This is a genomic window from Streptomyces corchorusii (assembly GCF_001514055.1).
Lineage (GTDB): Bacteria > Actinomycetota > Actinomycetes > Streptomycetales > Streptomycetaceae > Streptomyces > Streptomyces olivaceoviridis.
In genome coordinates, this window is sequence record NZ_KQ948380.1 from 19876 (window position 1) to 44592 (window position 24717).

Sequence of the window (24717 nt, forward strand, 5' to 3'; positions counted from 1 at the left end):
TGTGCTCACCTCCGGTGACAGCGGCACCCGTCACCTGGCGCGGCGACGTTCCGTCCCCGGTCAGGGCTTGGCGGCGCGGTACAGACCGCGGCCGACACGGCGAATGCGGGAGGTGCCGACCAGACGGTCGAGCGTGCTCCGAACGGCGTTGATGCTGCCACTGTCGGTGTCACGGCCCAGAGCGGCGGCGACATCGCGGGCACGGACGTCGGTGTCCGCGGCTTCGGCGAAGTACTTGAGGATCTGTTCGGTCAGCTTGCCGTACTTCGGTTCGCCGTCGGCCTCGGCCTCGGCGTGGTCGGGCTTCTCCCGGCTCGTGTCGGCGTCCTCGGTCGTGTCCGCGGGCGCCGGCTCCGCCGTCGCCCGGACATCCACGGGCACGGGTGCCGCAGATGAGGAAGCGGCCATGGGCATCAGGGCCTGAAGGGCGCTGAGGGCTCTCTGCACGGAGTCGAGGTGAGCGGTGACCGCGGACAGTTCCCGCTCCAGCGCCTGTTTCTGAACCTCCAGCCGGGCCAGGTCCTCCCGGAGGCTCTCGGCGGTGATCTCGATGTTGCGAGCCTTGGGGGTCACGGGGCCCATGTGTTCCTCTCGTCCTCAACCCTTGTTCCGGCGGGGCCGCCGATGTGCCGACGACGTCAGCCCGGCCCAACACCGCCGGATGCTACCCGCACATCATATGCAGCGGCCCCCGCCGGTCGGGAACGGAGCGGGCGGACACCGGAGAGCGCGCATCGACTGATGCGGCGCTTCACCGGGTCCGCCCGCGCGATCTGTCAGGGGCGATCGGGCCTCGTCGAGTGATCGAGCCTGGCGCCGTCCGTCTCCCCCGGGTGCTTCCGGCCCTCGGCGGGCAAGGCCACCGCATGCTGTAGTTGCCGGAGGGCCTCGGAGACCACGTCGATGCGGGCGTCCACCGTGTCGATCGCCTCTCGGAGCAGGCGCAGCCGGCCCTCGAGCAGCGCCGCCTCCGCCGCCAGCGACGCGGTGGCGGCGGCGGGATCGGCCTGCCGGTCAGTGCTTCGGGGCATCCTCTCGTCCTTCCTCAGCTTGTGCCGGAAGCCTGGGCACGGACGTCTCTCGAACAGCGATCACTCGAACGCATCTGCCGACCTGTGTCCCTGCCATGCTCCTCTTTCTTCGCCGCACGGCTTGAGCGGTTGCCGCGACAAGCCGTCGACACCGCATTGACCAGGCAGTGGCGGGAGCTGTGACAGCCCTGAAGCGGTGCGCCTCGTTACTTCGGCTCGCAGCCGGGATCAGGGGCGTCCTCGGCGAAGGGGGCGCCGTGCGGCAGGACGTAGAGGACCTCCAGTACGACATTCACCGCGCCGCGGTTCTGGCCCATGTGCACGTGCTCAGCGCCAGGCGGTTCCTTCAGGTAGTCGCCCTTCTCGTACACGCCGTCCGACGCGCACGCGGCATCGAAGTGGCTCAGTGTTCCCTGCTTGACATAGGCGTACAGGTAGCCGTCGTGGTAGTGCCAGCCCGTCCCCTGACCGGGAGGAATGGTGATCTCACGGAGACTGTAGTCCCAACGACTGGTGGTCCAGTGTGCCAGTGTCTTGCCGGTGACACCGGGACCGCCGGGCGTCGCCTGGGCGACGCCCGGAGCGAGCGTGAACCCTGCGGACACGGCAGCGATGGCCGCGGCACGCAACACCTTGCGCATGCTGATCCCCTTCGGGAGGTGGGTATGTGAGGGGCCGCCTGGGTAAGTGCACCCCGGGAGCGGCCTGTTGACAAGACTCACTGTATTGCCGTGGGAAATGACACCGACAGCGGGGTCCCATGAAAGTGTGTTTCGGCGACACAATGAGACAGTCGCGAGATGCACATGCCACCGCAGCGACGGTGGTGCCGAGGGCGGTCCGGAAGGAGAACGCGGTATGGAGCCTGTCGTTGACACCCTGCCGATCACGGAGTTACTCGACGAGCGGAGGCATCTGCTGGAGGTCGCTCACTGGATGCTGGGCAGTCGCCTCACTGCCGAGCGCGTCACCGACGAGGCGTACCGGCGGTGGTACGGGCTCTCCGATCACCAGCGGGAGCGGATAACGGCGCCACGAGCCTGGCTGACCCAGGCCGTCGGTGACATCTGCCTGGTGCGGCTGGCTCTGCCCGGCCGCAGGGAAGACGCCCAGATCCCTGTGCCGAGGAGGGAGCGGCACGGTTTCGGTCCGGAGAGCGAGGTCAGCGCGGTGTTGCTGCGAACGCTGGACACGATGTCACCGGTCGAGGGGGCGTTCGTGTTCAATGACGTGTTCGGAATGGCACCGGGCACGGGTGCGGGCATCGCGGGACAGTCCGAGGCGGAATGCGCCGAGCTGGCAGACCGGGCCCGCCGGAGCATGAGGGCCCGGCGCGCGCGGCCGACACCGCCACGCCGGCAGGACGAGATCGCCCACGCCGTACGACACGCGTGCGTCGACGGGGACGCCGACCGCCTGGCGTCCCTGCTGACCCCGGACGCCACCGCATTCTTCGACGGCGGAGGCAAGGTCCGCGCGCTGACGCGGCCCGTCACCGGCAGCGGACGCGTCGTCCGGAGTCTGCTGACCTTGCTCGCCCGGCACCCCCGCACCACCTTGCACACGCACCCCGCCAACGGACGCACGGGTCTCGTCGTCCGCTATGACGGCCAGGTCGCCGCGGTCATCACCCTCGACATCACCGGCTCGCGTGTCGTCCAGATCTGGGTCGTCCTCAACCCCGACAAACTGCGCTCCTGGAACCGCCCTCGTCCATGACGAGTCGCGTCACCTGGTGGATGCCCGGGTGAGTGGACCGTGACGGTCATGACGGCCGCAGGACGGGGAAGGGAGCCGCCCCCGGGTGCCCTTGCCGTCGGACAGCCTGACCGCGTTCGGCGTGAGCACCTCACGCGGCACCGGCTTCCGGGACGGAACGCCGTGATACCGGCGGGATGCCGGAACTCAGCGAACACGGCAACGGCCTCGCTCAGGCCGGCCATCGGCGGGGCGCCATGCATTCATCGGTGGATTACTCGCCGGCCTTCGGAGACACCGGCCGCCCGGCACCGTTTCGATGTCACACACACGTCGACCGCTCGGTCCTTTCAAGTGACGAGCGGTGGTGCACTGCCCACCCGCGTCTTCGCACTCCCTGATGACGAGCCGCCCCCCCGAGACCGTATCCGTCCCTCACCTCAGGAGGTGTTCCATGGACTGGCGCGAACGGGCGCTTTGCCAAGGCGAGGACCCTGATCTCTTCTTCCCGATAGGCAACATCAACAGTGGCCCGTTGGCGATACAGACGGATGAGGCGAAGTCCGTGTGCCGTCGCTGCCCCGTCCGGGAGCAGTGTTTGGCGTGGGCCGTCCACGCCGATCCGGTGGAGGGCATCTGGGGCGGTACGACGGAAGGGGAGCGCCGCGCCATGCGCCGGCGCACGGCGCGTACGCCGGGGGCGACGGAAACCGCCGCGTGAGCGCAGGCCGAGTGAGCGGACCCGGCTGTGGCCGTGGAAGGAGCCGAAGCCGCAGACCACAGGCGGGAAAGGGGGGCGGGCGGGGTGGTTCCGGAACGGGTGCGGCCCCGCCCTCACCGGCTTCCGGTCAGGCCGCCGTGTCCCGGTCGACCCGTATCGCGGAGACGTCCAGTGTCAGAGTCACCTTGTCGCCGACGAGGACTCCCCCCGTCGCCAACGGTGTGTTCCAGGCCAGCCCCCAGTCCGAACGCCGCAGCGTGGCCGTGCCCTCGAAGCCGACCCGGTGCTGTCCGTAGGCGTCCTCGCCGGCTCCGCCGAAGACGACGTCGATGTCCAGCGGCAGCTCGATGTCCTTGATGCGCAGACCGCCTGTGAGACGGAACTCGCCGTCGCCGAGCGGGACGATGCCGGTGGAACGGAAAGTCATCAGGGGAAACGTCGCGGAGTCGAAGAAGTCAGGCCCCCCGAGGTGAGCGTCGCGCTCCTGGATTCCCGTGTCCAGACTGTCGGTCTGGACACTCACGTACGCCTCGGAACGGGAGGGGTCGGAGCCGTCGAGTTTGAGAAGGCCCTCGAAACGGTCGAACCTGCCGCGGACATTGGAGATCATGGCGTGCCGGACGGAGAAGCCGATCGAACTATGGACCGGGTCGATGGTGTAGGCACCGGTCACCCCCTGGTACGGACCCGAGCGGGAAGGAACGGCCTGATCGCGTTGCGTCAGCATGGTGAGTGGCCTTCTCTGCGGTGGTTGTCTGTCGGTTGCAAGATGTGTCGGCGCCCCGGCCGTCGCCGCGCCGGACAGGAAGAAGGGGCCTGTCGTGCCGCGGTGCGGATGACAGGCCCCCTCGCGGGTGGCGGGCCCTGCCCCAGGGCCCGCCACCGGCGGCTCACCGCTGCTGCGCGAGCCAGTCGGCGAAACGGGTCTCCGCGATGTGCGCGTCCGGACCGGGGAGCAGGGTGGTCTCCTGCAGTTCCGCACCGAAGTACGGGGCGTGCTCGTCGGTCACGACCGTACGCGGGTCGTTCTTGGCGGCCAGCCCCTTCCGGATCAGCTCGTCCAGCTGGAACACGTCGGGGCCGGCGACCTCCACCACCCCGTTGACCGGGGTACCGACAGCGGTGCGGCCGACGACGGCGGCCACGTCGTCGGAGTAGACGGGCCGGATCTTGATCGGGGCCAGACGGACGGTGTCACCGTCGGTCGCCGAGTCGGCGATGCCCTTCATGAACTCGAAGAACTGCGTGGCGTGAACGATGGAGTACGGGATTCCCGAGTCCTTGATCAGCCCCTCCTGCGCCTGCTTGGCACGGAAGTAGCCGCTCTCCTGGAGCCTTTCCGTACCGACCACGGACAGGGCGACGTGGTGGGTCACCCCGGCGTCCGCCTCCGCCTTGAGGAGGTTGGTGGTCGAGATACGGAAGAACTCCATGACGGCGTCGTCCGCGAAGGAGGGCGAGTTGGAGACGTCGACCACGACCGAGGCCCCGTCGAGGACTTCGGCCAGGCCTTCACCTGTGAGCGTGTTGACGCCGGTGTTGGGGGCGGCCGGCACGGCTTCGTGACCGTGCTCGTTCAGCTTGGCGACCAGCTTCGAGCCGATCAGTCCGGTACCGCCGATCACTACGACCTTCATAGTGGAAATCCTTTGGGAGATGTGTGATTGGGTCTGCACCATGAATGACCGGGTGCTTCGGTTTTCTGTGACGATGAAAATTCCGTGAAGCAGGAACGCGGGACGGCGGACCGCTACTCGACGAGCTTTCCGTCGGTGGTGACGTCTTCCATGAGGGTCGCGATCTCGTCGGGGATGGGGGGAATGTTCTCGTGGGTGATTCCGGTCGTCGGGGACCAGACGAGGTTGACGCGGAAGGCGGGATCCATGTCGGGGAAGTCGCTGCGATTGTGACAACCGCGGGTCTCCCGGCGTTCCAGCGCCGCTTCGAGGGTGGCGCGGGCGGCCAGGGCGGCCGACTTGAGGTCGAAGGCGTGGGCGAGGTCCTGGAAGCCGGCGATGTCGGGGTGGACTCCGACGTTCTCCATGCGTTTCTCGATGGTGTCCAGCTCCGCCAGGCCCGTGCGCAGACCCTGTTCGTCACGGACGACGCCGGCGTGTTCGGTCATGGTGTTGCGGATGGCGCGCTGAAGGGCGCGTACGTTCTCGGGCCCGTCGGCGGCGAGCAGTTCGTCGACTTCGGCGCGGGCCTGGGCCACGGCGGTCGCGGAGCGGGGCTGCGCGGTGAGCGACTCCGAGTAGGCGGCGGCTGCCTGGCCGGTGATGCGGCCGTAGACGAGGAGTTCGATGAGGCTGTTGCCGCCCAGGCGGTTGGCGCCGTGCAGGCCGCTCGACGCCTCGCCGATGGCGTACAGGCCGCGGACGTCGGTGCTGTGGTCCTCGGGACGGACCCAGACGCCGCCCATCGAGTAGTGCGCGGTGGGGGCGACCTCGATGGGTTCGCGGGTGATGTCGAGCATCTGGAGATCCAGGAGCGTCTGGTAGACCCGGGGGAGCCGGTTCATGATCGTCTGGCGGGGGAGGTGGGAGACGTCGAGCCAGACCCCGCCGTTGGCGGTGCCGCGGCCTTCCTTGATCTCGGTGTAGGAGGCGAGGGCCACGCGGTCACGGGTGGACAGCTCCATCCGCTGCGGGTCGTAACGGCTCATGTACCGCTCGCCGAGGGCGTTGCGCAGGATGCCGCCCTCGCCGCGGGCCGCCTCACTGACGAGGGTGCCGGCGGCGTTCTCCGGTTCGATGATGCCGGAGGGGTGGAACTGGACCAGTTCGGGGTCGCGCAGACGGGCCCCGGCCTCCACCGCCAGGCGAAAGGAGTCGCCGGTGTTCTCGTCCCGTCGCGAGGAGGTGCGCCGCCAGATACGGGTGTGCCCGCCGGCCGCGAGGATGACGGCGTCCGCGTGGATGAGGTGCCGGGTGCCGTTGGTGAGGTCGAAACCGTAGGCCCCGAAGACGGCACCGTCGTGGACCAGGAGACGGGTGATGTAGACGGTGTCGAGCATGGGTATGTCGAGCTGGCTCGCGCGCCGGATGAGCGTGCGCTGGATCTCCAGACCGGTGTAGTCGCCGGCGAAGGCGGTGCGGCGATACTTGTGCGCGCCGAAGAAGCGCTGCGAGATGCGGCCGTCCCCTTCGCGGGCGAAGGCCATGCCGTAGCGCTCCAGGTCGTCGATACCCAGCGCCGCGCCCTGGGTGACGATCTCCGCGGTGCGGGGGTCGCCGAGCAGGTAACTCTCCTTGAGGGTGTCGGCGGCGTGCTGCTGCCAGCTGTCCTCGGGGTCCATCGTGGCCAGGGCCGCGTTGATCCCGCCGGCGGCCAGGGAGGTGTGGGTGTCCTCCTTGGGGCGCTTGCCGACGGCAACGACATCGACGCCGGCCTCGGCCAGCTCGATCGCCGCCCGCAGGCCGGCCCCGCCGGTACCGATCACGAGGACCATGGTCGACAGTCGTTGTTCGGTGATAGCCACGATTGCTCCCGTCGCTGTGGGTGTCACTGACTACGACCAGGCCAGGCGGAGCTTTGTGACACGGGCACCCCCGACTCCGGGGCCGGTCACCCCGGGGAAAGCACACGTGTCACAACGAGACGGCATCCCCGGTCGTATCGATGAGTCCGACGGCCGCCCGAGCCGGCCCTGCGGCGTGTCCCGCGGCGAGGAGGAGGAGAGGGATGACGTACGTCATCGCGCAGCCCTGCGTCGACATCAAGGACCGGGCGTGTGTCACCGAATGCCCCGTGGACTGCATCTACGAGGGTTCGCGCACGCTCTACATCAACCCCGCGGAGTGCGTCGACTGCCACGCTTGTGAGCCCGTCTGCCCCGTGGAGGCCATCTTCTACGAGGACGACCTGCCGCGGCACTGGGCGCATTACCGGTCTGTCAACGCGGAGTTCTTCGTAGCCGCGACGCCGGAGCGGGATCACCAGGGTGGCGCGGCCGGGGATCACCCTCTGGTCGCGGCCCTGCCCCGGCAGGTTCTCCACAAGAAGGAGGTCTCCGTCTTCGCCGTCCGCAAGGAGGAAGCCGCCGACGCGGACCTGTGGTTCCCGTCCTGACGGGATGTGCCGGCGATGAGCGGCCGTCGCCCGGGGCGACGGCCGACGCATACCGAACGTACCGGTCAGGAGGCGAGCGTGATGGTGGTCGGCGTGCCCCTCCAGGCCATGCGCGCGTAGGGACACAGCGTGTCGGCCTTCTCCATCAGATCTGTTGCCGTCTCGGGAGCGACACCGGGCCACTGCACCACCAGATCGACGCGTAGCAGATAGCCACCGTCCTCCGGATCCCGTCCGAAGGCGACGGTCGCCACGACCGAGATGGCCGCGGGGTCGAGCGCCTGCTGCCGTGCCAGGAGGCTCAGCGCGCCGTGAAAGCACGCCGCGAAGCCGGCTGCGAAGAGCTGCTCGGGGTTGGTTCCCTGGCCGTCGCCGCCCAGCTCGGCGGGCATGCGCAGGTCAAGGTCCAGGGCGCCGTCGGACGAGCGTGCCCGGCCGGAGGCCCGCCCGTGAGAGGCCACACCACCGTGGACGGTCACGGTGGTCGTGTAGATGGGCGAGAACTCGTTCCCGTCGTAGTTCTTCTCGGTCGACAGGGAGGGCAGTTGGATGCGCTCGGTCACGGCGTGACTCCGATGTGGTCGTGGTACGACGTTCCGGCGGACGTCCGGGAGCGCGTACTCAGGGGCCTGGAGGAACGGAAGGCGGTGACGCGCGGGTCCGTGGGACACGCCGGGCAGGCTGGGGCGCTCTCTGTCGAGGGCGGCACCGCACCGCACACACCACACGTCACGTCGTCCGTCCTGGGGTCGGGGCGTCCGGGGTCCGGACTACTGGTTGACCGACAAGTAACCGTTCCTGTGACGCCTGCCCGCCGACGGCCGGGGAGGGCGCCCGCCGACGGCCGGGGAGGGCGCCCGCCGGCGGGTCAGTCGTGCAGGGAGGCCACGTACGGCGCCAGCTTGGCCGGGTTCATCACCCACATGAGCCGGTCGATACCCTCCGTCGAGATGTCGACGGACAGCAGGGCGACAGCCTGCCCGCCGGACGAGACGAGCACGGCCGGCAGGCCGTTCGCCTCGACCCACCGGACGTCCGCCTGTGGCCAGAAGCGCGGTGCGAATGCCACGAGGTACCGCGAGACGTGCGGCCGCCCGATGACCGGGATCTTGGACGCGCCACGGATCCCGCCCCCGTCCGAGTAGCTGACGACGTCGGCGGTGAGAACGTCCTCCAGCACCGACAGATCGCCCGTCCGCGCTGCGGAGAGGAACACCTCCAGCAGCCGCCGATGGGCTGCCGGCGTGACGCGCTCCCTGCGCTCGGCGGCCAGGTGCCTGCGTGCCCGGCTCACCAGCTGACGGGCGTTGGCCTCGCTTGTTTCGAGAATCTCGGAGACCCGCCCGTAGGGGTAGTCGAACGCCTCCCGCAGCACGTAGGCGGTGCGCTCCACGGGATTCAGCTTCTCCAGGAGCAGGAGAACCGCCATCTCCAGTGCCTCGGCCCGTTCCGCGCCCAGCTGAGGATCCTCCGTGGTGTCGACGGGCTCGGGAAGCCAGGGACCGACATAGGACTCCCGGCGCACCCGTGCGGACTGGGCCAGGTTGATCGCCAGCCGGGTGGCCACCGTGGTGAGGAACGCGGCCGGTTCGAGGACCTTCGTGCGGTCCGTGTTCTGCCACCGCAGCCAGGTTTCCTGCACGACGTCTTCGGCCTCCGCCGCACTGCCCAGGACGCGGTAGGCGATGCCGAAGAGTCGCGGGCGCGCCGCAAGGAAGTCCTTCGTCGCTTGATCAAGGGTGTCGGGATGGGCGCCAGCGTGCATGGATCTTCCTCTCTGGCTTCGTGCGCACCATGCTACAAGCGGCCGCGCAGGGCCGCGTCGGGGGCGTCGGCACGACCGCCCGGGACGCCGTCCAGCGTGCACACCGTGGCACTCGTTGGGTCCGCGACATCCCGTGCAGGGCACCGCACCGCTCCCACGACCTGCCCGCTCCTGTGGCGAGCGAGCTCTGTCACGAAACAACCGCACGCCCGGTCAGGACTGTGAAAGGTCATGTGACCAGGAAAGGTGCACACGTCCCATGGACACTCCCGTCGACATCGTGCACTTCCTGCTGACGGTGCTCTTCGTCCTCGTGGCGGTGCACGCACTGTGGCACGGTGTCCGGGCGCCGGGGGCGGGACGCCGTGACCGGGTGGACCACCTCCTGCACGCCGCCATGGCCGTGGCCATGGCGGCCATGCCGTGGAGCCTCGGCCAATCTCTGCCCGGTCGGACCACGACGGTTCTCTTCACGCTCGCCGCACTGTGGTTCCCGCTGACCGCCCTCCGCCGCCACACGGCGAACGCGGTGACGGAGATCGCCGGCCGGCTGCCGTCCGCGGCCGGCATGGCCGCGATGGCCTGGATGCCGCGCACACACCACGGCCGGGCGGTGCCGTCCCACGAGGCCCTGGCCGCAGGCGTCCCGGCCACGCACGACACCGTGGCTCACGGCCATGCCACCGGCGCACCGATGTCGGCTGCCTGGGTCACCGGGCTGCTGGCGGTGTACCTCCTGGCGTGCGCCATGTGGTCGTTGACCCGCCCCATGCCCTCGCTGCGGCCCGTCCCGAATGCCGCGCACCGTGCCGCCGCGACGGACCCGTACGGTCACGTCCGCGACGGAGTGATGGCGCTGGGGACGGCCCTGATGCTGCTCATGCCCCACTGACCGCCTGTCACAGGGCGCCGACCAGGGCCTTGCTGCGCATCAGGAAGTCCGACAGGTAACTGTCGTGGGGCACACCCGGAGCCATCCAGTAGGTCGGGTGGTCACCGACGTACACATTGGCGATGGTGGGTTCCGCCAGCAGCGCGTCGAGCAACGCGCCGTCGCGGGTGAGCGCCGAGAGCACGAGTGTGTCCCGCAGCGGAGCGATGCCGTCCGTACGGCTCCAGGGCGCCACCCACACGCAGGGAAAGGGGAGTTCGGTCCGGAGCTGCGCGGCACTGGAGCTGCCGACCTGGTGGACGGCGGGACGCAGGACGGCGCTTCCGTCACCGAGGTCGTCGACGACCCCCTCACCACCGAGCCAGGCACGGGTGCCCACCGCCACCGACCTCAGGTAGGAGCCGAGTGCCCGTGCCCGGTCCAGCGGGCACACCGGGAGCACCGCCCGCGCGTCCTGTGGCGGCAGACCGGGCAGCCGGGACAGGCGGGCCGCGACGGCCTCGGCGAGCGGCGCCGGATCGCCCTCGACGAAGACGGCGGTGGCGTTGACGCACGCGGTGCCCCCCTCCTCGGCGACCGAGCCGACGATCGTGTCGAGGTGCTCCCGCCAGTCGGTGTCCGCGGTGATGAGGATCTTGGTCCTGCCCGGCCCCTGGGGCAGCACGCGTGGATCGCGGGCGTACCGGGCGACCACCTCGTCTCCGCCGTACACGACCGCGCGGTCGGCACCGCGGACGAGCACGTCGGCGGTCCGGTGGTCCGTGGGCAGCAACACCAGCTGGTCCTCCCGGACACCCGCCCGGTGCAGCGCCCCGACCAGCCGGTGCGGGGTGAAGGGTTCCCGCCGAGACGGACGCACGGCGACGCGGTAGCCCAGGGCCAGCGCCTCTAGCCACAGCCGGTGGACACCGGGATGGTTGCCGGAGGCGTTGACGGTGAACACGTGCCCCCGGCGGGCCCAGACGGCGTGGCCGGCCGCCAGGGACGGATCCCGGCGGTCGGACACCGCCCCGCGTGGTCTTCCCTGCTCGGCGGAGGAACGGGCTCGGCTGACGAACCGAGCCGTGCCCCGTGTCGCGGCGCGCACCACCGTCAGCGGCGTGCCGGACGTACGGCTGACGAGGTGTTCGTACTCGCGTACGCCCAGTCCGCCGACGGTGCCAGTGGCGAACTCCTCGCCGGCCGCCTCCAGCAGTGCGTCTATGTCGGCCGCCGGCACCGCCTCGGCCTTGCGCAGCGCGGCCAGCGCCCGGCCGACGAACACCGGTGGCACCAGGCTCAGCCGCGCCACCTCGGTACCGGACACATCCGTCACCGCGCTCGGCACCCGCGTCCGGTACGGCCCGCGGGGACCCAGCGCGTCCAGGTACACCGGTCCGGTGACCACGGCATCCGTCATCAGTACACGCCCTCGATCACGGTCTCGCCCTTCACCGTGGGCACCGGCGCGACGTCCGCGACGGCGTCACCTGCCTGGCCGTCGGCCGGCCGCATGCGTACGGCCGTGTCCCGTTCCGCGTTGTTGGGAATGAGCATGGACTTGCTGACGTGGCTGACGATCACCTGGCCCCGTTCACCGACTTCGACCGTATCCCCGGTGTCGGGGTCCACGACCGACAGGAACACGTACGGCGACACGGGGTCGAACACACAGGGCTCCGAAGCGCTGAGACCTGTCCGTTCGAGCAGCGCGGTGAGCATCATGGTGTTGCCGTACATGCCGATGAGGGGTACGTCGGGGAAGACCTCCGTGCCCAGCAGGTGGCGGGTGTCGGGGTCCATGTGCGTGCCACCCCAGATGATCGCCTGGACCGAGCCGTTGATCCGCTCCAGGAGGTCGTCCTCGTGGGCGAAGCGCTCCAGCAGCGGGGTGGTGGCGGCGAGTACCCCGATGTCCTGGGTCAGCAGGATCCGCCGGCACTGTTCGACGAGATGGTCGGTGTAGGACTCGACCTCGTCGCTCCGGCCGGAGGCGACCAGCTTCTTCACCCAGCGGGGGTCCATGTCGATGCTCAGCCCCGGGCCGCCGAGGGACCCTGCGGCCCGCTGCAGCACGTCACCCACCAGATGCGGACCTGTCGGCGCCACCGTCAGCCAGTGAGCTCCGACGGGCAGGCCGTGGTCCCGGAGGCGCTTGTCGACCTGCTCCGTGCTGTGTCGCATCCAGTCGTCGAGCTGGACGACTCGCTTGGGCGCCCCGGTCGTTCCGCCGCTGTCGAAGACGTTGAGCAGCCGGGCGTCGTTTCCGTAGCCCCGGGGGATCAGGTCCGCCACCGGGACGTCCCGCAGTTCGTCGGTCAGGTCGGGGAAGAGCATCAGGTCGTCCACGCACTCGACGTCCTGCCGCGGATCGAAGGCGAGCCAATCGGCCCGGTCGAGCCAGTAGCGGGAACCTGTCGCCGGGTCGAAATGCCAGCGCATGGCCGCTCGGACGAACTCGTCCGGGTCGACGTCGTCGGACGGTCCGGCGTCCAGAACGGTGGGGGACTCGTACGTCATGGATGGTCCTTCCTCGGCACGGTCTCGTGCGGATGAGCGAGGTTCCGCGGGGCGTGTGAGATCCGGGCGTGTTCGGTCACCGGCTGAACAGCTCGAAGGCGACGGCGCGCCGGCCGTCGAACCGCGAGCCGTGGGCGCTGGTGCTGTCGGCCAGGAAGCGGCGCGCGTACGTCTCGGGGTCCTCCTCGGTCAATGCCTCGATGTAGGTGCGGTGCCGCAGCAAGGACAGCACCCCCTGCTCGAAGCCCGGCTCGGCGGATACCGCGTGAGTCGGCGCGGGCGAGTTGGCGACGGCCACCCACCGGACGCCGTTCCAGGGCAGCAGGCCCTGTTCGGTGAGCTCCGGGAAGATCCAGCGGTTGCCCGCGTCCGCCGACGCGTCCAGCACCGCGCGCCCCACAGCCACGTGGTCCGGTGTGTTCCAGGCACCATGGGCCCAGGTGTCCCGGTGGTTCAGCGTGATCACCAGCTCGGGCCGGTGGCGGCGGACGGCCGCGGCGATGTCGCGCCGCAGGGGTACGCCGTACTCGATCACACCGTCCTGGTGGTCGAGGAACTCCACCGTGGAAACACCCACGGCCGCGGCGGCGGCGCGCTGCTCAGCTTCGCGCAGCGACCGGGCGCGTTCGGGGGCCAGGCTGTCGATACCGGCCTCACCACGGGTGGCGAGGACGTAGGCGACCTGTCGGCCGTCGGCCACCCAGGAGGCCACGGCGGCCGAGCATCCGTATTCGAGATCGTCGGGATGGGCCACCACGGCGAGTGCCCGTTGCCAGTCGTCCGGCATCGGGCGGAGCGGCGGAAGGGGGCTGTCGGTCATGTGTCTGCTCTCGTCGATGTCGCGTGGTGGGGCGGCAGGCCGGCGCGGGGCCCCGAGTCGATGTGCTCGGGCACCTCGGAGCCGACCGTGTCGCCGGAGTGGTTCAGACGCGCGGGAGAAGGCTCTCCAGGGGGACCGCGGGATCGGCGAGGACGGCGTCGTCCGTCTCCACGCCGGATTCGATCAGGGAACGGATCGTGTCGATGACGTCCCAGACGTTGACGCTCATTCCCGCCACGATCCGGTTCCCGGACATCCAGAAGGCGATGAACCGCCGCTCGTCCGGTGCCCCGCGGAAGACGACACGGTCGTAGCCGCCCGGCTCGGCGTAGCCGGTGTACTCCATCCCGAGGTCGTACTGGTCGGTGTAGAAGTAGGGCAGCCGGTCGTAGACCGCGTCCTTGCCCAGCATGCTCAGGGCGGCGGTGCGCGGCTGGTGCAGTGCGTTGGCCCAGTGCTCCACGCGCAGGTGCCGGCCGAGCCGTGGGTGGTAGGCGTTGGCGACGTCGCCGGCGGCGTAGATGTCGGCCACCGAGGTCCGCAGGTGCTCGTCCGTGACGATGCCGTTGTGCACGTCCAGGCCCGCCTCCTCGGCGAGGCGGACGTTGGGTGTGATGCCCACTCCCACCACCACGGCGTCCGCGGGCAGGTGACTGCCGTCGGCCAGCACGACCCCGTCCACGCGACTGGCGGTTCCGGTGACGCGTTCGATCTCGGCGTGGGGACGCAGATCGACGCCGTGGTCCCGGTGCAGGCCGGCGAAGACCTCGGCCGCCTCCCGCCCCAATACCTTGAGCAGGGGCAGCTCGGCGTGTTCGAGCACGGTCACCTCCGACCCGGCCGTCCGAGCCGCGGCCGCGGTCTCCAGACCGATCCAGCCGCCGCCGACCACCACGATCCGCGCCCCCTCGGTGAAGGCGGACTTGAGGCGCTCGCTGTCGCCCACGCGCCGCAGGTACAGCACGCCGTCCAGGTCCGCCCCCGGGACGGACAGGCGGCGCGGTGAGGAACCGGTCGCCAGGAGCAGCTTGGTGTAGGGCACGCGACGGCCGTCGTCCAGCGTCACCTCTTTGGCCTGCCCGTCGACCGACGTCACGCTCGTGCCCAGAAGCAGATCGACCCCGTGTTCCCGGTACCAGCCCTCGGGGTGCACGTGGATCGACTCGCGGTCCTCCTTGCCCAGCAGATAGCCCTTGGACAGCGGCGGTCGAATGTACGGCCGCTCCCGCTCGTCCCCGATGAGGAGGAGCGGCCCGTCGTGACCGTGCGCGCGCAGCTCTTCCGCGGCCTTGCCGGCGGCCAGGCCGCCCCCGACGATCACGAATGTGTTACCAGGCGACATGATGATCCCCGTCTCAGGTTGTGTGACGCACACAGCGAGTCGTGTGGTGCGGTCATCCATGAGACCGGGCGAGGACACGGGTTGTGACATCGCCGCGTCAGTGTGCCGCGGCGACCGCCGTCGGCGTCCCCCGGCCGTCCTCGCGCACACCAGGATGTGTGATCCGTCGTCTCACCAGGGAGATCGCAGCGTCACCGCCAGGACGGCCGGATCATCGTGTCCCGGCAACGGGACGAATCCGTGCCGTTCCAGGTCGTCGATCACCTGGGCACGCGAGGCGGGCCACATCCAGAACGTCTCGGTGTGCTCCCGGAGCACACCTTCCGCACCCCGGACCCAGTAGTCGGCGCGTGTGTGGATGCGGTTCCCGGCGGTCGACATCACCATGCGTCCGCCGTACGTGTGCTCGCCGACCCGCTGTTCGGGCAGGACGCGCAGAATGGTCCGGGCCGGAAGCTGGGCAGGCGGGAGCTGCAGGAACAGCGAACCGCCGGGGACGAGGGCCGCGCCGATCGCATGCCAGAGCGCGTTCCGCGCGCCCGGCGAGAGGCACGCGACCGTGTTGTGGCAGACGGCCACGTCCGCCACCGCGTACAGAGCCGCCTCGTCCAAGGCGTGCGGGTGTACGGTCACCCGCTCCCTCTGCCGTGCGGGCAGGGCGGCGAGGCGGGTCATCAAGGACGTGCGCATGGCCCGCGCGGGCTCGACGGCATACACGTCGGCCTGCGACTCGGCCAGGCTCATCAACGTGACCCGTCCGGTACCGGCACCGATGTCCAGGACGCCGACACGGGCCTTCGCGACTTCACGGCCGTAGAGGTGACGGACCCGTCTCTCGTCGGCCTCGGCCTGGAGGATGTCGTAGAACTCCGCGGTGACGGCGTAGGAATCCGTCTGCGGCCGGAAGGTCGGTGCTCTCGCTATGACAGGGTGCATATCCAGCAAGACAGCACCTGGGCCGTGGGTGTGACAGCGAGGGTGACGAGTGGTGGCCCCGGCCTGTGCGGGTTCGGGGTGACCGCCGTCGCAGTAACTGCGCTGTTTCGCCGGCCTTCCCCACGGGTCCGGCGGAGGTCCGGTTCAGGCACTCAGCTCCACGCTGCTGCCGAGGCCTCTGCACGGACATCGAGGAGCAGGGCGGCACCCGGCTCCCCGTGTCACACCTGAACCGTCTTGCCGGTCATGACTGGGACAGCAGTTCACGAACCGTGCCCGAACAGCACAGCCGTGGACGAGTCGGCTCCGCAGCGCCGCGTGTGCGTCCTCCCGGCCCGTGCCGGGGCTCGGGGAACGCACAGGGGCACGGACAGCCACGGCCGCACGGCGACGGGGAGCCCTCGCAACACGCCAGTGCCGCGGACCCACGGCAGTGCCCGGGACCGCGGCGCCATCAGACGCAGCGAGCTTCGGGTGATGCAGAAATGAATGGTGAAGAGATGGGCAACGACAGCCGGCCGGCCGAGCCGGGGCAGGAGCGCACGGGGGAGAGGCTCGCCCAGTGGGCGGACGGCCGGCTCGGCTACCGCCGTCTGGCCCGCTCCGCTCGGCGCCTGGTGTTCCCCGACCACTGGTCGTTCATGCTCGGCGAGATCGCACTCTACAGTTTCGTCATCCTGCTGCTCACCGGCGCCTACCTGAGCTTCTACTTCCACCCTTCCTCCGACCCCGTGGTCTACCAGGGCAGTTACGCCCCCTTGCGAGGCCAACTGGTATCGGAGGCGTTCGACTCGACCCTGCACATGTCCTTCGACGTCCGCGGCGGCCTCCTCGTCCGCCAGGCCCACCACTGGGCGGCGCTGGTCTTCGTCGCCGCCTTGTTCGTGCACATGCTGCGAGTCTTCTTCACCGGCGCGTTCCGCAAGCCACGCGAGCTGAACTGGGTACTCGGGTTCCTGTTGCTCATCCTGGCCATGTTCGGGGGCCTGACCGGCTACGACCTGCCAGACGACCTGCTGTCCGGAACGGGACTCCAGGTCGTGAACGGCACGATCCTCTCGATCCCGGTCGTCGGGACGTACGTGTCGTTCTTCCTCTTCGGCGGAGAGTTCCCCGGCGAGGACCTGATCGCCCGCTTCAACACCCTCCACGTCCTGGTCATCCCCGGACTGATGGTCGCCCTGCTCGTCGGCCACCTGGCCCTGGCCGTACGCCACCGGCACGCTCAGTACCCCGGGCCCGGCCGTACCAACACCAACGTCGTCGGCATCCCGTTCCGGGTGTACGCCGTCAAGGCCGGCGGCTACTTCTTCCTCGTGTCCGGCGTGATCTTCTTCATGGCCGCAGTCGCGCAGATCAATCCGGTGTGGAAGTACGGGCCCTTCCGCCCCGACCAGGTCTCCGCCGGTTCCCAGCCCGACTGGTACATGGGCGTCGCCGACGGTTTCCTGCGCGTCATGCCCGGCTGGGAGATCTCGTTCTGGGGCCACACCCTGGCCCTGGACAACTTCCTGCCCCTGCTGATCGGCGTGCTGCTCTTCCTCGCCATGGGCGCCTATCCCTTCATCGAGTCCTGGGTCACGGACGACGACCGCGAGCAGCACCTGCTGGACCGCCCCCGCAACCGCCCGGTGCGGACCGCTCTGGGCGTGGCCTGGCTCAGCGTCTACTCGGTGGCTCTCGTCGGTGCCGCCAACGACCTGATAGCGACTCATCTGCGTGTTTCTGTCGAAGCAGTCACGTGGACCGTGCGCATCGGCCTGTTCGTCGTCCCGGTCCTGGCCTTCTTGGTCACCAAACGTGTGGCACTGGATCTCCAACGGCAAGACCGCGACAAGGTGCTGCACGGGCGTGAGAGCGGCATCATCAAACGGCTTCCGCACGGCGAGTACGTCGAGGTGCACGAGCCGCTCACCCAGGCGCAATTGCACGTCCTGACCGCCCACACGCAGTACCGGCCCCTGGAGGCCGCACCCGTGCGGGACGCGGACGGCGCCCTGCCCCGCCGTGCCCAGCGTCTGCGCGTCAGGCTCAGCCGTGTCCTGTACGGCTCGGGTACGCAGGTTCCCAAGCCCACGGCGGCCGAGTACACGGAGATCAGCGGCCACCACCACTCCTGATCGCCGACGCACACTCCAGGACCTGTCGTCACGACATGTAACACCTTCGACAGGTTTCCGGTCATATGGGTGAAGGCGGCACAACGAAGCGCCGGCCAATCGGCCCGCCGCGGACGCCTGTTCACCCCTCGCAGCCACAGCGGATCCACACCCCTACCGCGGCAGCGGGCCGCGCAAGGGCTTCGATCCCCTCAGTACCAGCCCGCTCCTCCTCCGTGAGCCGGGCACCCCGATCCCGTCCGAAAGGCATTCGACATGACCCGTATCCCCCGCACACGCCGGGCCCGTACCTCCCTCACCGTTCTGGCCGGCGCCACCATCGCCGCGGGCCTCCTCGCCACCACGATCGCCCCGGCCTCCGCCGACAAGGGCGCCCCCTCGCGGGCGCCCAAGCCCACCGTCGTCCTGGTCCACGGCGCCTTCGCCGATTCCACGAGCTGGAACGGCGTCACAAAGAGACTGCGGCACGACGGTTATCCCGTGGTCGCCGTCGCCAACCCGCTGCGCTCCCTGAGCGGCGACTCCGCCTACCTCAAGGACGTCCTGGCCGGCATCGACGGTCCCGTCGTCCTGGCCGGTCACTCCTACGGCGGCTCGGTCATCAGCAATGCCGCCACCGGCAACAAGAACGTCAAGGCGCTGGTCTACCTCGCCGCCTTCCTGCCGGAGAAGGGCGAGAGCGCGGCCGACCTGGCGGGGAAGTTCCCCGGCAGCACCCTCGGCGACGCGCTGCGCCCGGTGCCGTTCACGAACGCCGACGGTTCTGAAGGCACCGACCTCTACATTCAGAACGACAAGTTCCGGCACCAGTTCGCGGCGGACGTGCCCCGTAACAAGACCGACCTGATGGCCGTCACCCAGCGACCGGTCACCAACGCCGCCCTCGCCGAGGGCGCGGCGGAGCCCGCCTGGAAGACCATCCCGTCCTGGGTCCTGGTCGCCACGCAGGACCGCAACATTCCGGCGAAGGCCCAGGAGTTCATGGCCGAGCGGGCCGGTGCCCACACCACGGAGGTCCGGGCGTCCCACGCGGTGAGCGTGTCGCAGCCCGGCAAGGTCACCGACGTCATCGAGGACGCCGCGCGCTCGGTGCGCTGACCCTTCCGCGTAACGCCCACGGGACTGACACGGACCGTTCGGTCCACGTCGGTCCCGTGGGCGTTCCACGCTTCCATATGCGCGAACCCCGTTCCCCGACCGCCGGTCCGCCCGTGCGCATCCCGCACCGGGCCTGGGCCGCCCAAGGACAAGCCCATGCGCCGCGAACCGCGGATCGTTCCCATAGGCCCCGGCGACCTCGCTCCCATCGTGGCGATGCACCGTCGCTGCTCCTCGCACACCCTGTGGACCCGCTACCACCGGGCCATGGCCGACCCCCATACCTACCTGCCCGCTCTACTGGCCCGCCCCGGCTCGGTCCACCTGGCCGCACGGGACGCCACCGGCCGCCTCGTCGCCGTGGGCCATCTGATGCCGGACCACTCGGCCGTCGAGGTCGCGCTCTTGGTAGAGGACTCCTGGCAGGGGCGGGGGTTGGGTACCCGCCTGCTGCACCACCTGGGCCACCACGCGCTCAGAGGCGGTTGGGCGACGCTCTACGGCCTCGTCCTGTCCGGCGACGAACGGATGGACGCCGTCTTGCGCCACGTGCCCGTCGCCGTGCACCGGAGTGAGGAGGGCGGCACCGTCACCGCCTGGGTCCAGGCACGTGATCTGGCGGCCGGCCTGCCCGGCCGTCGGCGGACTTGCCTCCTGCGCGCCGGGCACCGGTGATCATCGACTGTTCTCCGGGTCAGCCGGACCGAGTACCGGACCGAAAGGAAAAGCCGATGCGGAACGTAGTGTTCCGCATCGGCTGTTTCATCGGCACCTTCAGAGGGGCGCCGGCACGCCTCACGTCCCGGCGGCGGGGTACAGATCGTCCTCGAACGCCGCGGACTCCAGAATCTCCCTGACCGTGGTCAGGTAGCGAGCCGCATCCGCCCCGTCCACCAGCCGGTGGTCGTACGACAACGACAGATGCACCAGGTCCCGGATGCCGATGACCTCCTCGTCGGCGCTGCGCACGACCCCGGGCCTCCTGACCGTCGCGCCCACGCCCAGGATCGCCGCCTGGCGCGGCGGCACGATGACGGTGTCGAAGAGGGCGCCGCGCGAACCGGTGTTGGAGATGGTGAAGGTCGCGCCCGACACGTCGTCGGGGGTGAGGTGGCCACTGCGGGCCCGGTCCGCCAGGTCGTGGACGGCCCGGGCGATCCCGGCGACGGTCAGGTCGCCGGCGGCCTTGATCACCGGGGTCATCAGCCCGTTCTCGGTGTCGACCGCGATGCCGACGTTCTCGGTGTCGAAGTAGGTGATCGTCCCCTCGGCCTCGTTGATCCTGGCGTTGACGACCGGATGCGCCTTCAACGCCTGGGCCGCGGCCTTGACGAAGAAGGGCATCGGAGACAGCTTGACGCCCTCGCGGGCCAGGAAACCGTCCTTCGCCCGGTTGCGCAGCCGCATGAGCCGGGTGACGTCGGCCTCGACCGTACTGGTCAGTTGCGCCTGCTCCAGCAGGGCCTTCTTCAGGTTGTCCCCGATGGCTCTGCGGATGCGGCTCATCCGGACCGTCCGGCCGCGCAACGCGGGCTCCTGTGCCGCCGGGGTGGCCGGCCCAGCGGGCGCGGGTGACACCGGCGCGACCTGCGCCAGCACCTGCGGTGCCGACGTGGGTTCGGGTGCGGGGGCCGGCGACGGGGCGACGGGGGCGGCGGGAGGCGGCGTGACCGGCGCCGGCGCCGGGGTGGGAGACGGCGCCGGGGCGGCCTGAGGGGCCTCGGCCGGGGGCGCGGGCGAGGCCGCCGGGACAGCGTCCGCCGTACCGATGACGGCGAGCTCGGCGCCGACCTCGGCGGTCTCGTCCTCGGCGACGGCAATGCTCAGCAGAACGCCGGCCGCGGGGGAGGGGATCTCGGTGTCGACCTTGTCGGTGGAGACCTCCAGCAAGGGCTCATCGGCCTCGACGTGTTCACCGATCTGTTTCAGCCAGCGGGTCACGGTGCCCTCGGTGACAGACTCGCCGAGGGCAGGCAGGGTCACGGTAACCGTCATGATGTCGTTCAGCTCCTCACGGACCGGCAGGGCGCAACGGCCCTCCGGTCCTGTCGTCCATGACCTGCGTCATGGGGGGTCGGTCGCGTTTCCCCGCCGCTCACCGGTCGAGGCCGTAGCGGGCGCGGGCCTGCGCGACGGTCGCCAGGGGGATCTGCCCGGCCCGGGCCAGCCGGTCCAGTGCGGTCACCACGATCGACTCGGCGTCCACGCGGAAGTAGCGGCGCACGTCCTCGCGGGTGTCGGACAGACCGAAACCGTCGGTGCCCAGGGAGTAGTAGTCCTGCTCGACCCACTGGCTGATCTGGTCGGGCACCTGCCGCATCCAGTCGCTGACGGCCAGCACCGGCCCCGGCGCACCGGCCAGTGCCCGGGTGACGAAGGGAGTGCGATCCTCACCGCGCATCCGGGCGTCGTCGGCGCGCATCGCGTCGCGGCGCAGCTCCGTCCACGACGTCACCGACCACACGTCGGCGTGTACGTTCCAGTCGGAGGCGAGGAGTTCCTGCGCTCGCAGAGCCCAGTGAATGGCCGTACCGGACGACAGCAATTGGAGCCGGGGCCCCGCCGCGGCGGGTTCGGCGGGCCGGTACCGGTAGATGCCCCGGACGATGCCCTCCTCGATACCCGGCAGCGCGGGCATGGCCGGCTGGTGCTTCGGCTCGTTGTACACGGTGAGGTAGTAGAAGACGTCTTCCGGCTGCTCGCCGTACATCCGGCGCAGACCGTCCCGGACGATCACCGCGATCTCGTAGGCGAAAGCCGGGTCGTAACTGATCACCGCCGGATTGGTGGCGGCCAGCAGGTGCGAGTGCCCGTCCCCGTGTTGCAGTCCCTCACCGATCATGGTCGTGCGCCCCGCGGTGCCGCCGACGACGAAGCCGCGGCCCATCTGGTCGCCGAGCGCCCAGAACTGGTCGCCGGTGCGCTGGAAGCCGAACATGGCGTAGAAGATGTAGAACGGGATCATCGGCTCGCCATGCGTGGCGTACGAGGTCGCCGCGGCGGCGAACTCGGCCACGGAACCGGCCTCCGTGATGCCCTCGATCAGCAGCTGTCCGGTCGTGCTCTCCTTGTAATGGAGCAACTGGTCCGCGTCGACCGGATCGTAGTTCTGGCCCAGCGGGGAGTAGATGCCGGCCGTGGGGAACATCGATTCCATGCCGAAGGTACGGGCCTCGTCGGGGATGATCGGCACCCAGCGCGCTCCACTGCGCTCGTCACGCATCAGATCCTTGACCAGCCGCACCAACGCCATCGTGGTGGCGGCCTCCTGGTGGCCGAAACCTTTCTCCAACGCCTCGAAGGGCTTGGCCGGCGGCTCCGGCAGCGGCTTGGCGATCACCCGCCGCAGAGGGGCGGGACCACCCAGCGCGGCCCGGCGCTCGCGCAGGTACCGCGCTTCCGGTGAATTCTCCCCCGGGTGCCAGAACGGGACCTGGTCACCGGCGAGCGCGCTGTCGGGAATGGGAAGCTCCAACAGGTCCCGCATCTCACGGAACTGCTCCATCGTGAGCTTCTTCATCTGGTGGTTGGCGTTACGGGACTCGAACGCCGAACCCAGGGTGTGACCCTTCACCGTCTGGGCGAGGACCACCGTCGGCGCGCCCCGGTGCTCCACCGCGGCCCGGTAGGCGGCGTACACCTTCAACGGCTCGTGTCCGCCGCGGGAGTTCTCGAACAGTTCGACCACCTGCGCGTCGCTCAGGGCGGCGGAGAGGGCGGACAGGGCGTCACCGGTGAAGAAGTTCTTGCGTATGTACGCGGCGTCCCGCGTGGCCAGCGTCTGCATCTGCGCGTCGGGCACATCGCCCAGGCGCCGTACGAGGTCGCCGGTGGTGTCCTGACCCAGCAGCGGGTCCCAGGCCTCGCCCCACAGGGTCTTGACCACGTTCCAGCCCGCGCCGCGGAACCGCGCCTCCAGCTCCTGGACGATCTTCGAGTTGGACCGCACCGGCCCGTCCAGGCGCTGGAGGTTGCAGTTGATGACGAACGTCAGGTTGTCCAGGCCCTCGCGGGAGGCCAGAGTCAGGGCGGCCGTCGACTCCGGCTCGTCCATCTCCCCGTCGCCCAGGAACGCCCACACCCGCGAGGCGGAGGTGTCCTTGATGCCGCGATCCCGCAGATAGCGGTTGAAGCGGGCCTGGTAGATGGCGCCGAGCGGGCCCAGCCCCATGGACACCGTCGGGAACTCCCACAGCCACGGCAGCCGCCGCGGGTGCGGGTACGACGGCAGGCCGTGACCGCTCGCCTCCCTCCGGAAGGCGCCCAGTTGCTCCCTGCTCAGCCGCCCTTCGAGGAACAGCCGGGCGTAGATGCCCGGCGAGGCGTGCCCCTGGAGGAACAATTGGTCGCCCGAGCCGTCACCGTCCTTGCCCCGGAAGAAGTGGTTGAACCCGGTCTCGTAGAGCCAGGCCGCCGACGCATAGGTGGAGATGTGGCCGCCCAGTCCCAGCCGGGAACCCCGGGTGACCATGGCCGCGGCGTTCCACCGGTTGAACGCGGTGATCCTGGACTCCAGCTCAAGGTCGCCGTCGAACTCCGGCTGTGCGGCAGCCGGGATGGTGTTGATGTACTCCGTGGACAGCAGTCCGGGCAGGGGCGTCCCCGACGCCGCGGCGAACTCGTGCACCCGCCGCATCAGGTAGGCCGCCCGCTCCGGCCCAGCGTTGCGTACGACGGCGTCGAGGGAGGCCTGCCATTCGGCGGTCTCCTCGCGGTCACGGTCGGGTAGCTGGTCGAGCTCACTGATGACTGAGGTCTCGGTGGGCCGGGACGGATCACTCATGGGCAGCCTTCCTGTCACTGCGTGGGTGCCGGCGACGCCGGCCGCGGACACGGTGGGCGCCGCGGGGCGGTCGGTGGGGATCACGGGCGACGACGCGTCGCCGCCCGGCGGACTCAGCGGTTCTTGAGCCACTGGGCGAAGGTCTGGTGGCCCACATGGGCGTCCGGCCCGGGAAGGAGTGCCCGCTCCTGGAGCACCGCGCCGAAGAACGGGGACTGCGCGTCGGCGATCACCGGGCCGGGCCGGCCCCGGGAGGTGAGCAGCTCGGCGGTGACGTCCTCGAACCGGAGCTCTTCCGGACCGGCGACCTCCAGCACCCCGAAACGCGGCAGATCCACCGCGACGTGGGCGACCGCCGTGGCGACATCGTCCGTCGAAACCGGACGCAGCAGCAACGGGGGCACGTGCACACCGTCGGGCCGGGCGCCGGCAGTCACCGCGGCCACCACGGACTCGTAGAACGGCGTGGCGCGCACCACGGAGTACGGAACGGTGGTGTGCCGCACCAGGTCCTCCTGCGCCGCCTTGGCCCGGAAGTAGCCCGAGCCGACCCGGTCGGCGCCGACCACCGACAGCGCCACGTAGTGCTCGACGCCCGCCGCGGCGGCGGCTTTGAGCAGGTTGCCCGTCGCGGTGGTGAAGAACGCCGTGCTGGCCTCCTGCCTCCGCGAGGGCGCGTCGGTGACGTCGACCACCACCTCGGCGGCGCGTAGCGCCTGGTCGAGGCCCTGTCCGGTGTTGACGTCCACCCCTGCTGCGCGGGACACCGGCACGGCCTCCACCCCGTGGTCCCGAATCCTGGCGACGGTCCTGGAACCGATCAAACCGGTGGCACCTGCAACGACGACTCTCATCTGGATCTCTTCCGTCCAGGGGCCGATGACCCCGCTGGGTATGCGCCGAAGGCGGTGGCGGACGTCGGCGTGCCACCGTGCTCACCA

Annotated in this window: 22 protein-coding genes and 1 pseudogene; 7 read left to right on the plus strand and 16 right to left on the minus strand. The window is 70.0% G+C overall.

Annotated features, from left to right (window positions below; translation table 11 throughout):
* Window positions 1-60 precede the first annotated feature (60 nt).
* From AQJ11_RS42960 to AQJ11_RS42970, 3 genes are all read right to left on the minus strand, one after another.
* A complete protein-coding gene (locus AQJ11_RS42960; RefSeq protein ID WP_059267084.1) occupies window positions 61-582 on the minus strand; it encodes a hypothetical protein in 522 nt (173 codons plus the stop codon).
* Between the two features lie 194 nt (window positions 583-776).
* Entirely contained in the window at window positions 777-1031 is a 255-nt protein-coding gene (locus tag AQJ11_RS42965) for a hypothetical protein (protein ID WP_059267085.1), read from the minus strand.
* A gap of 206 nt (window positions 1032-1237) precedes the next feature.
* Window positions 1238-1672 carry a cupin domain-containing protein gene (locus tag AQJ11_RS42970; protein ID WP_059267086.1) on the minus strand — a complete coding sequence of 145 codons (435 nt, stop codon included), beginning with the start codon at window positions 1670-1672 and terminating at the stop codon, window positions 1238-1240.
* Window positions 1673-1889: 217 nt separating this feature from the next.
* On the opposite strand from AQJ11_RS42970, the gene AQJ11_RS42975 reads away from it, so the two are divergent.
* Together AQJ11_RS42975 and AQJ11_RS42980 are read left to right on the plus strand one after the other, a co-directional pair.
* On the plus strand, window positions 1890-2750 hold the full coding sequence (locus tag AQJ11_RS42975) for a sigma-70 family RNA polymerase sigma factor family protein (RefSeq protein WP_059267087.1): 861 nt from the start codon (window positions 1890-1892) through the stop codon (window positions 2748-2750).
* Window positions 2751-3183: 433 nt separating this feature from the next.
* Window positions 3184-3450, plus strand: coding sequence for a WhiB family transcriptional regulator (locus AQJ11_RS42980; protein ID WP_059267088.1), 267 nt, complete (start codon window positions 3184-3186; stop codon window positions 3448-3450).
* Between the two features lie 127 nt (window positions 3451-3577).
* Here AQJ11_RS42980 and AQJ11_RS42985 read toward each other — a convergent pair whose 3' ends face one another.
* From AQJ11_RS42985 to AQJ11_RS42995, 3 genes are all read right to left on the minus strand, one after another.
* Entirely contained in the window at window positions 3578-4174 is a 597-nt protein-coding gene (locus AQJ11_RS42985) for a YceI family protein (protein WP_059267125.1), read from the minus strand.
* 166 nt (window positions 4175-4340) lie between these two features.
* A complete protein-coding gene (locus tag AQJ11_RS42990; protein ID WP_059267089.1) occupies window positions 4341-5087 on the minus strand; it encodes an SDR family oxidoreductase in 747 nt (248 codons plus the stop codon).
* Between the two features lie 113 nt (window positions 5088-5200).
* Complete coding sequence (locus tag AQJ11_RS42995) at window positions 5201-6901, minus strand: L-aspartate oxidase (protein WP_059267090.1); 1701 nt, start codon at window positions 6899-6901, stop codon at window positions 5201-5203.
* 233 nt (window positions 6902-7134) lie between these two features.
* Here AQJ11_RS42995 and fdxA point away from each other — a divergent pair.
* A pseudogene (gene fdxA / locus AQJ11_RS43000) lies at window positions 7135-7440 on the plus strand (ferredoxin); the annotation flags it as partial.
* Window positions 7441-7586: 146 nt separating this feature from the next.
* Here fdxA and AQJ11_RS43005 read toward each other — a convergent pair.
* Window positions 7587-8084, minus strand: coding sequence for an Ohr family peroxiredoxin (locus AQJ11_RS43005; RefSeq protein WP_059267091.1), 498 nt, complete (start codon window positions 8082-8084; stop codon window positions 7587-7589).
* A 305-nt stretch (window positions 8085-8389) separates the two neighbouring features.
* The gene (locus AQJ11_RS43010) at window positions 8390-9286 is read right to left on the minus strand and encodes an RNA polymerase sigma-70 factor (RefSeq protein ID WP_059267092.1); all 897 of its coding nucleotides are present in this window, start codon (window positions 9284-9286) and stop codon (window positions 8390-8392) included.
* A gap of 259 nt (window positions 9287-9545) precedes the next feature.
* Here AQJ11_RS43010 and AQJ11_RS43015 point away from each other — a divergent pair, with 259 nt between their 5' ends.
* On the plus strand, window positions 9546-10178 hold the full coding sequence (locus tag AQJ11_RS43015; RefSeq protein ID WP_059267093.1) for a DUF5134 domain-containing protein: 633 nt from the start codon (window positions 9546-9548) through the stop codon (window positions 10176-10178).
* A 7-nt stretch (window positions 10179-10185) separates the two neighbouring features.
* On the opposite strand, the gene AQJ11_RS43020 is transcribed toward AQJ11_RS43015, so the two are convergent.
* From AQJ11_RS43020 to AQJ11_RS43040, 5 genes are all read right to left on the minus strand, one after another.
* Window positions 10186-11577 carry an aldehyde dehydrogenase family protein gene (locus AQJ11_RS43020; RefSeq protein ID WP_059267094.1) on the minus strand — a complete coding sequence of 464 codons (1392 nt, stop codon included), beginning with the start codon at window positions 11575-11577 and terminating at the stop codon, window positions 10186-10188.
* Complete coding sequence (locus tag AQJ11_RS43025) at window positions 11577-12677, minus strand: phenylacetate--CoA ligase family protein (protein WP_059267095.1); 1101 nt, start codon at window positions 12675-12677, stop codon at window positions 11577-11579. The genes AQJ11_RS43020 and AQJ11_RS43025 overlap by 1 nt, the downstream gene beginning before the upstream one ends.
* Before the next feature lie 76 nt (window positions 12678-12753).
* Window positions 12754-13497, minus strand: coding sequence for a PIG-L deacetylase family protein (locus AQJ11_RS43030; RefSeq protein WP_059267096.1), 744 nt, complete (start codon window positions 13495-13497; stop codon window positions 12754-12756).
* 103 nt (window positions 13498-13600) lie between these two features.
* A complete protein-coding gene (locus AQJ11_RS43035; protein WP_059267097.1) occupies window positions 13601-14839 on the minus strand; it encodes an NAD(P)/FAD-dependent oxidoreductase in 1239 nt (412 codons plus the stop codon).
* 171 nt (window positions 14840-15010) lie between these two features.
* Complete coding sequence (locus AQJ11_RS43040; protein ID WP_059267098.1) at window positions 15011-15775, minus strand: class I SAM-dependent methyltransferase; 765 nt, start codon at window positions 15773-15775, stop codon at window positions 15011-15013.
* A 500-nt stretch (window positions 15776-16275) separates the two neighbouring features.
* On the opposite strand from AQJ11_RS43040, the gene qcrB reads away from it, so the two are divergent.
* The 3 genes from qcrB (at window position 16276) to AQJ11_RS43055 (ending at window position 19668) form a co-directional block, all read left to right on the plus strand.
* Window positions 16276-17895 carry a cytochrome bc1 complex cytochrome b subunit gene (gene qcrB / locus AQJ11_RS43045; RefSeq protein WP_059267099.1) on the plus strand — a complete coding sequence of 540 codons (1620 nt, stop codon included), beginning with the start codon at window positions 16276-16278 and terminating at the stop codon, window positions 17893-17895.
* A 255-nt stretch (window positions 17896-18150) separates the two neighbouring features.
* A complete protein-coding gene (locus AQJ11_RS43050; protein ID WP_059267100.1) occupies window positions 18151-18993 on the plus strand; it encodes an alpha/beta fold hydrolase in 843 nt (280 codons plus the stop codon).
* A 156-nt stretch (window positions 18994-19149) separates the two neighbouring features.
* Complete coding sequence (locus AQJ11_RS43055; protein ID WP_059267101.1) at window positions 19150-19668, plus strand: GNAT family N-acetyltransferase; 519 nt, start codon at window positions 19150-19152, stop codon at window positions 19666-19668.
* Window positions 19669-19788: 120 nt separating this feature from the next.
* Here the strand turns inward: AQJ11_RS43055 and AQJ11_RS43060 are convergent, their stop codons facing one another.
* The 3 genes from AQJ11_RS43060 to AQJ11_RS43070 all read right to left on the minus strand — a co-directional run bounded on the left by AQJ11_RS43060 (window position 19789) and on the right by AQJ11_RS43070 (window position 24630).
* Window positions 19789-20988, minus strand: coding sequence for a 2-oxo acid dehydrogenase subunit E2 (locus tag AQJ11_RS43060; RefSeq protein WP_059267102.1), 1200 nt, complete (start codon window positions 20986-20988; stop codon window positions 19789-19791).
* A gap of 100 nt (window positions 20989-21088) precedes the next feature.
* Window positions 21089-23776: a pyruvate dehydrogenase (acetyl-transferring), homodimeric type gene (gene aceE, locus AQJ11_RS43065; RefSeq protein ID WP_059267103.1), complete on the minus strand. Its 2688-nt coding sequence runs from the start codon at window positions 23774-23776 to the stop codon at window positions 21089-21091.
* Between the two features lie 113 nt (window positions 23777-23889).
* On the minus strand, window positions 23890-24630 hold the full coding sequence (locus AQJ11_RS43070) for an SDR family oxidoreductase (protein WP_059267104.1): 741 nt from the start codon (window positions 24628-24630) through the stop codon (window positions 23890-23892).
* Window positions 24631-24717 lie beyond the last annotated feature (87 nt).

Bases quoted from the DNA above. Each gene is read 5' to 3' on its own strand.
- AQJ11_RS43015 (WP_059267093.1), top strand. From the start codon at position 9,546: ATGGACACTCCCGTCGACATCGTGCACTTCCTGCTGACGGTGCTCTTC.
- AQJ11_RS43060 (WP_059267102.1), bottom strand. From the start codon at position 20,988: ATGACGGTTACCGTGACCCTGCCTGCCCTCGGCGAGTCTGTCACCGAG.
- AQJ11_RS43030 (WP_059267096.1), bottom strand. From the start codon at position 13,497: ATGACCGACAGCCCCCTTCCGCCGCTCCGCCCGATGCCGGACGACTGG.
- AQJ11_RS43020 (WP_059267094.1), bottom strand. From the start codon at position 11,577: ATGACGGATGCCGTGGTCACCGGACCGGTGTACCTGGACGCGCTGGGT.
- AQJ11_RS42995 (WP_059267090.1), bottom strand. From the start codon at position 6,901: ATGGTCCTCGTGATCGGTACCGGCGGGGCCGGCCTGCGGGCGGCGATC.
- AQJ11_RS42980 (WP_059267088.1), top strand. From the start codon at position 3,184: ATGGACTGGCGCGAACGGGCGCTTTGCCAAGGCGAGGACCCTGATCTC.
- AQJ11_RS43040 (WP_059267098.1), bottom strand. From the start codon at position 15,775: ATGCACCCTGTCATAGCGAGAGCACCGACCTTCCGGCCGCAGACGGAT.
- AQJ11_RS43050 (WP_059267100.1), top strand. From the start codon at position 18,151: ATGACCCGTATCCCCCGCACACGCCGGGCCCGTACCTCCCTCACCGTT.
- AQJ11_RS42965 (WP_059267085.1), bottom strand. From the start codon at position 1,031: ATGCCCCGAAGCACTGACCGGCAGGCCGATCCCGCCGCCGCCACCGCG.
- AQJ11_RS43055 (WP_059267101.1), top strand. From the start codon at position 19,150: ATGCGCCGCGAACCGCGGATCGTTCCCATAGGCCCCGGCGACCTCGCT.
- AQJ11_RS43025 (WP_059267095.1), bottom strand. From the start codon at position 12,677: ATGACGTACGAGTCCCCCACCGTTCTGGACGCCGGACCGTCCGACGAC.
- AQJ11_RS43035 (WP_059267097.1), bottom strand. From the start codon at position 14,839: ATGTCGCCTGGTAACACATTCGTGATCGTCGGGGGCGGCCTGGCCGCC.
- AQJ11_RS42970 (WP_059267086.1), bottom strand. From the start codon at position 1,672: ATGCGCAAGGTGTTGCGTGCCGCGGCCATCGCTGCCGTGTCCGCAGGG.
- AQJ11_RS42975 (WP_059267087.1), top strand. From the start codon at position 1,890: ATGGAGCCTGTCGTTGACACCCTGCCGATCACGGAGTTACTCGACGAG.
- AQJ11_RS43010 (WP_059267092.1), bottom strand. From the start codon at position 9,286: ATGCACGCTGGCGCCCATCCCGACACCCTTGATCAAGCGACGAAGGAC.
- AQJ11_RS42990 (WP_059267089.1), bottom strand. From the start codon at position 5,087: ATGAAGGTCGTAGTGATCGGCGGTACCGGACTGATCGGCTCGAAGCTG.
- AQJ11_RS42960 (WP_059267084.1), bottom strand. From the start codon at position 582: ATGGGCCCCGTGACCCCCAAGGCTCGCAACATCGAGATCACCGCCGAG.
- aceE (WP_059267103.1), bottom strand. From the start codon at position 23,776: ATGAGTGATCCGTCCCGGCCCACCGAGACCTCAGTCATCAGTGAGCTC.
- qcrB (WP_059267099.1), top strand. From the start codon at position 16,276: ATGGGCAACGACAGCCGGCCGGCCGAGCCGGGGCAGGAGCGCACGGGG.
- AQJ11_RS43070 (WP_059267104.1), bottom strand. From the start codon at position 24,630: ATGAGAGTCGTCGTTGCAGGTGCCACCGGTTTGATCGGTTCCAGGACC.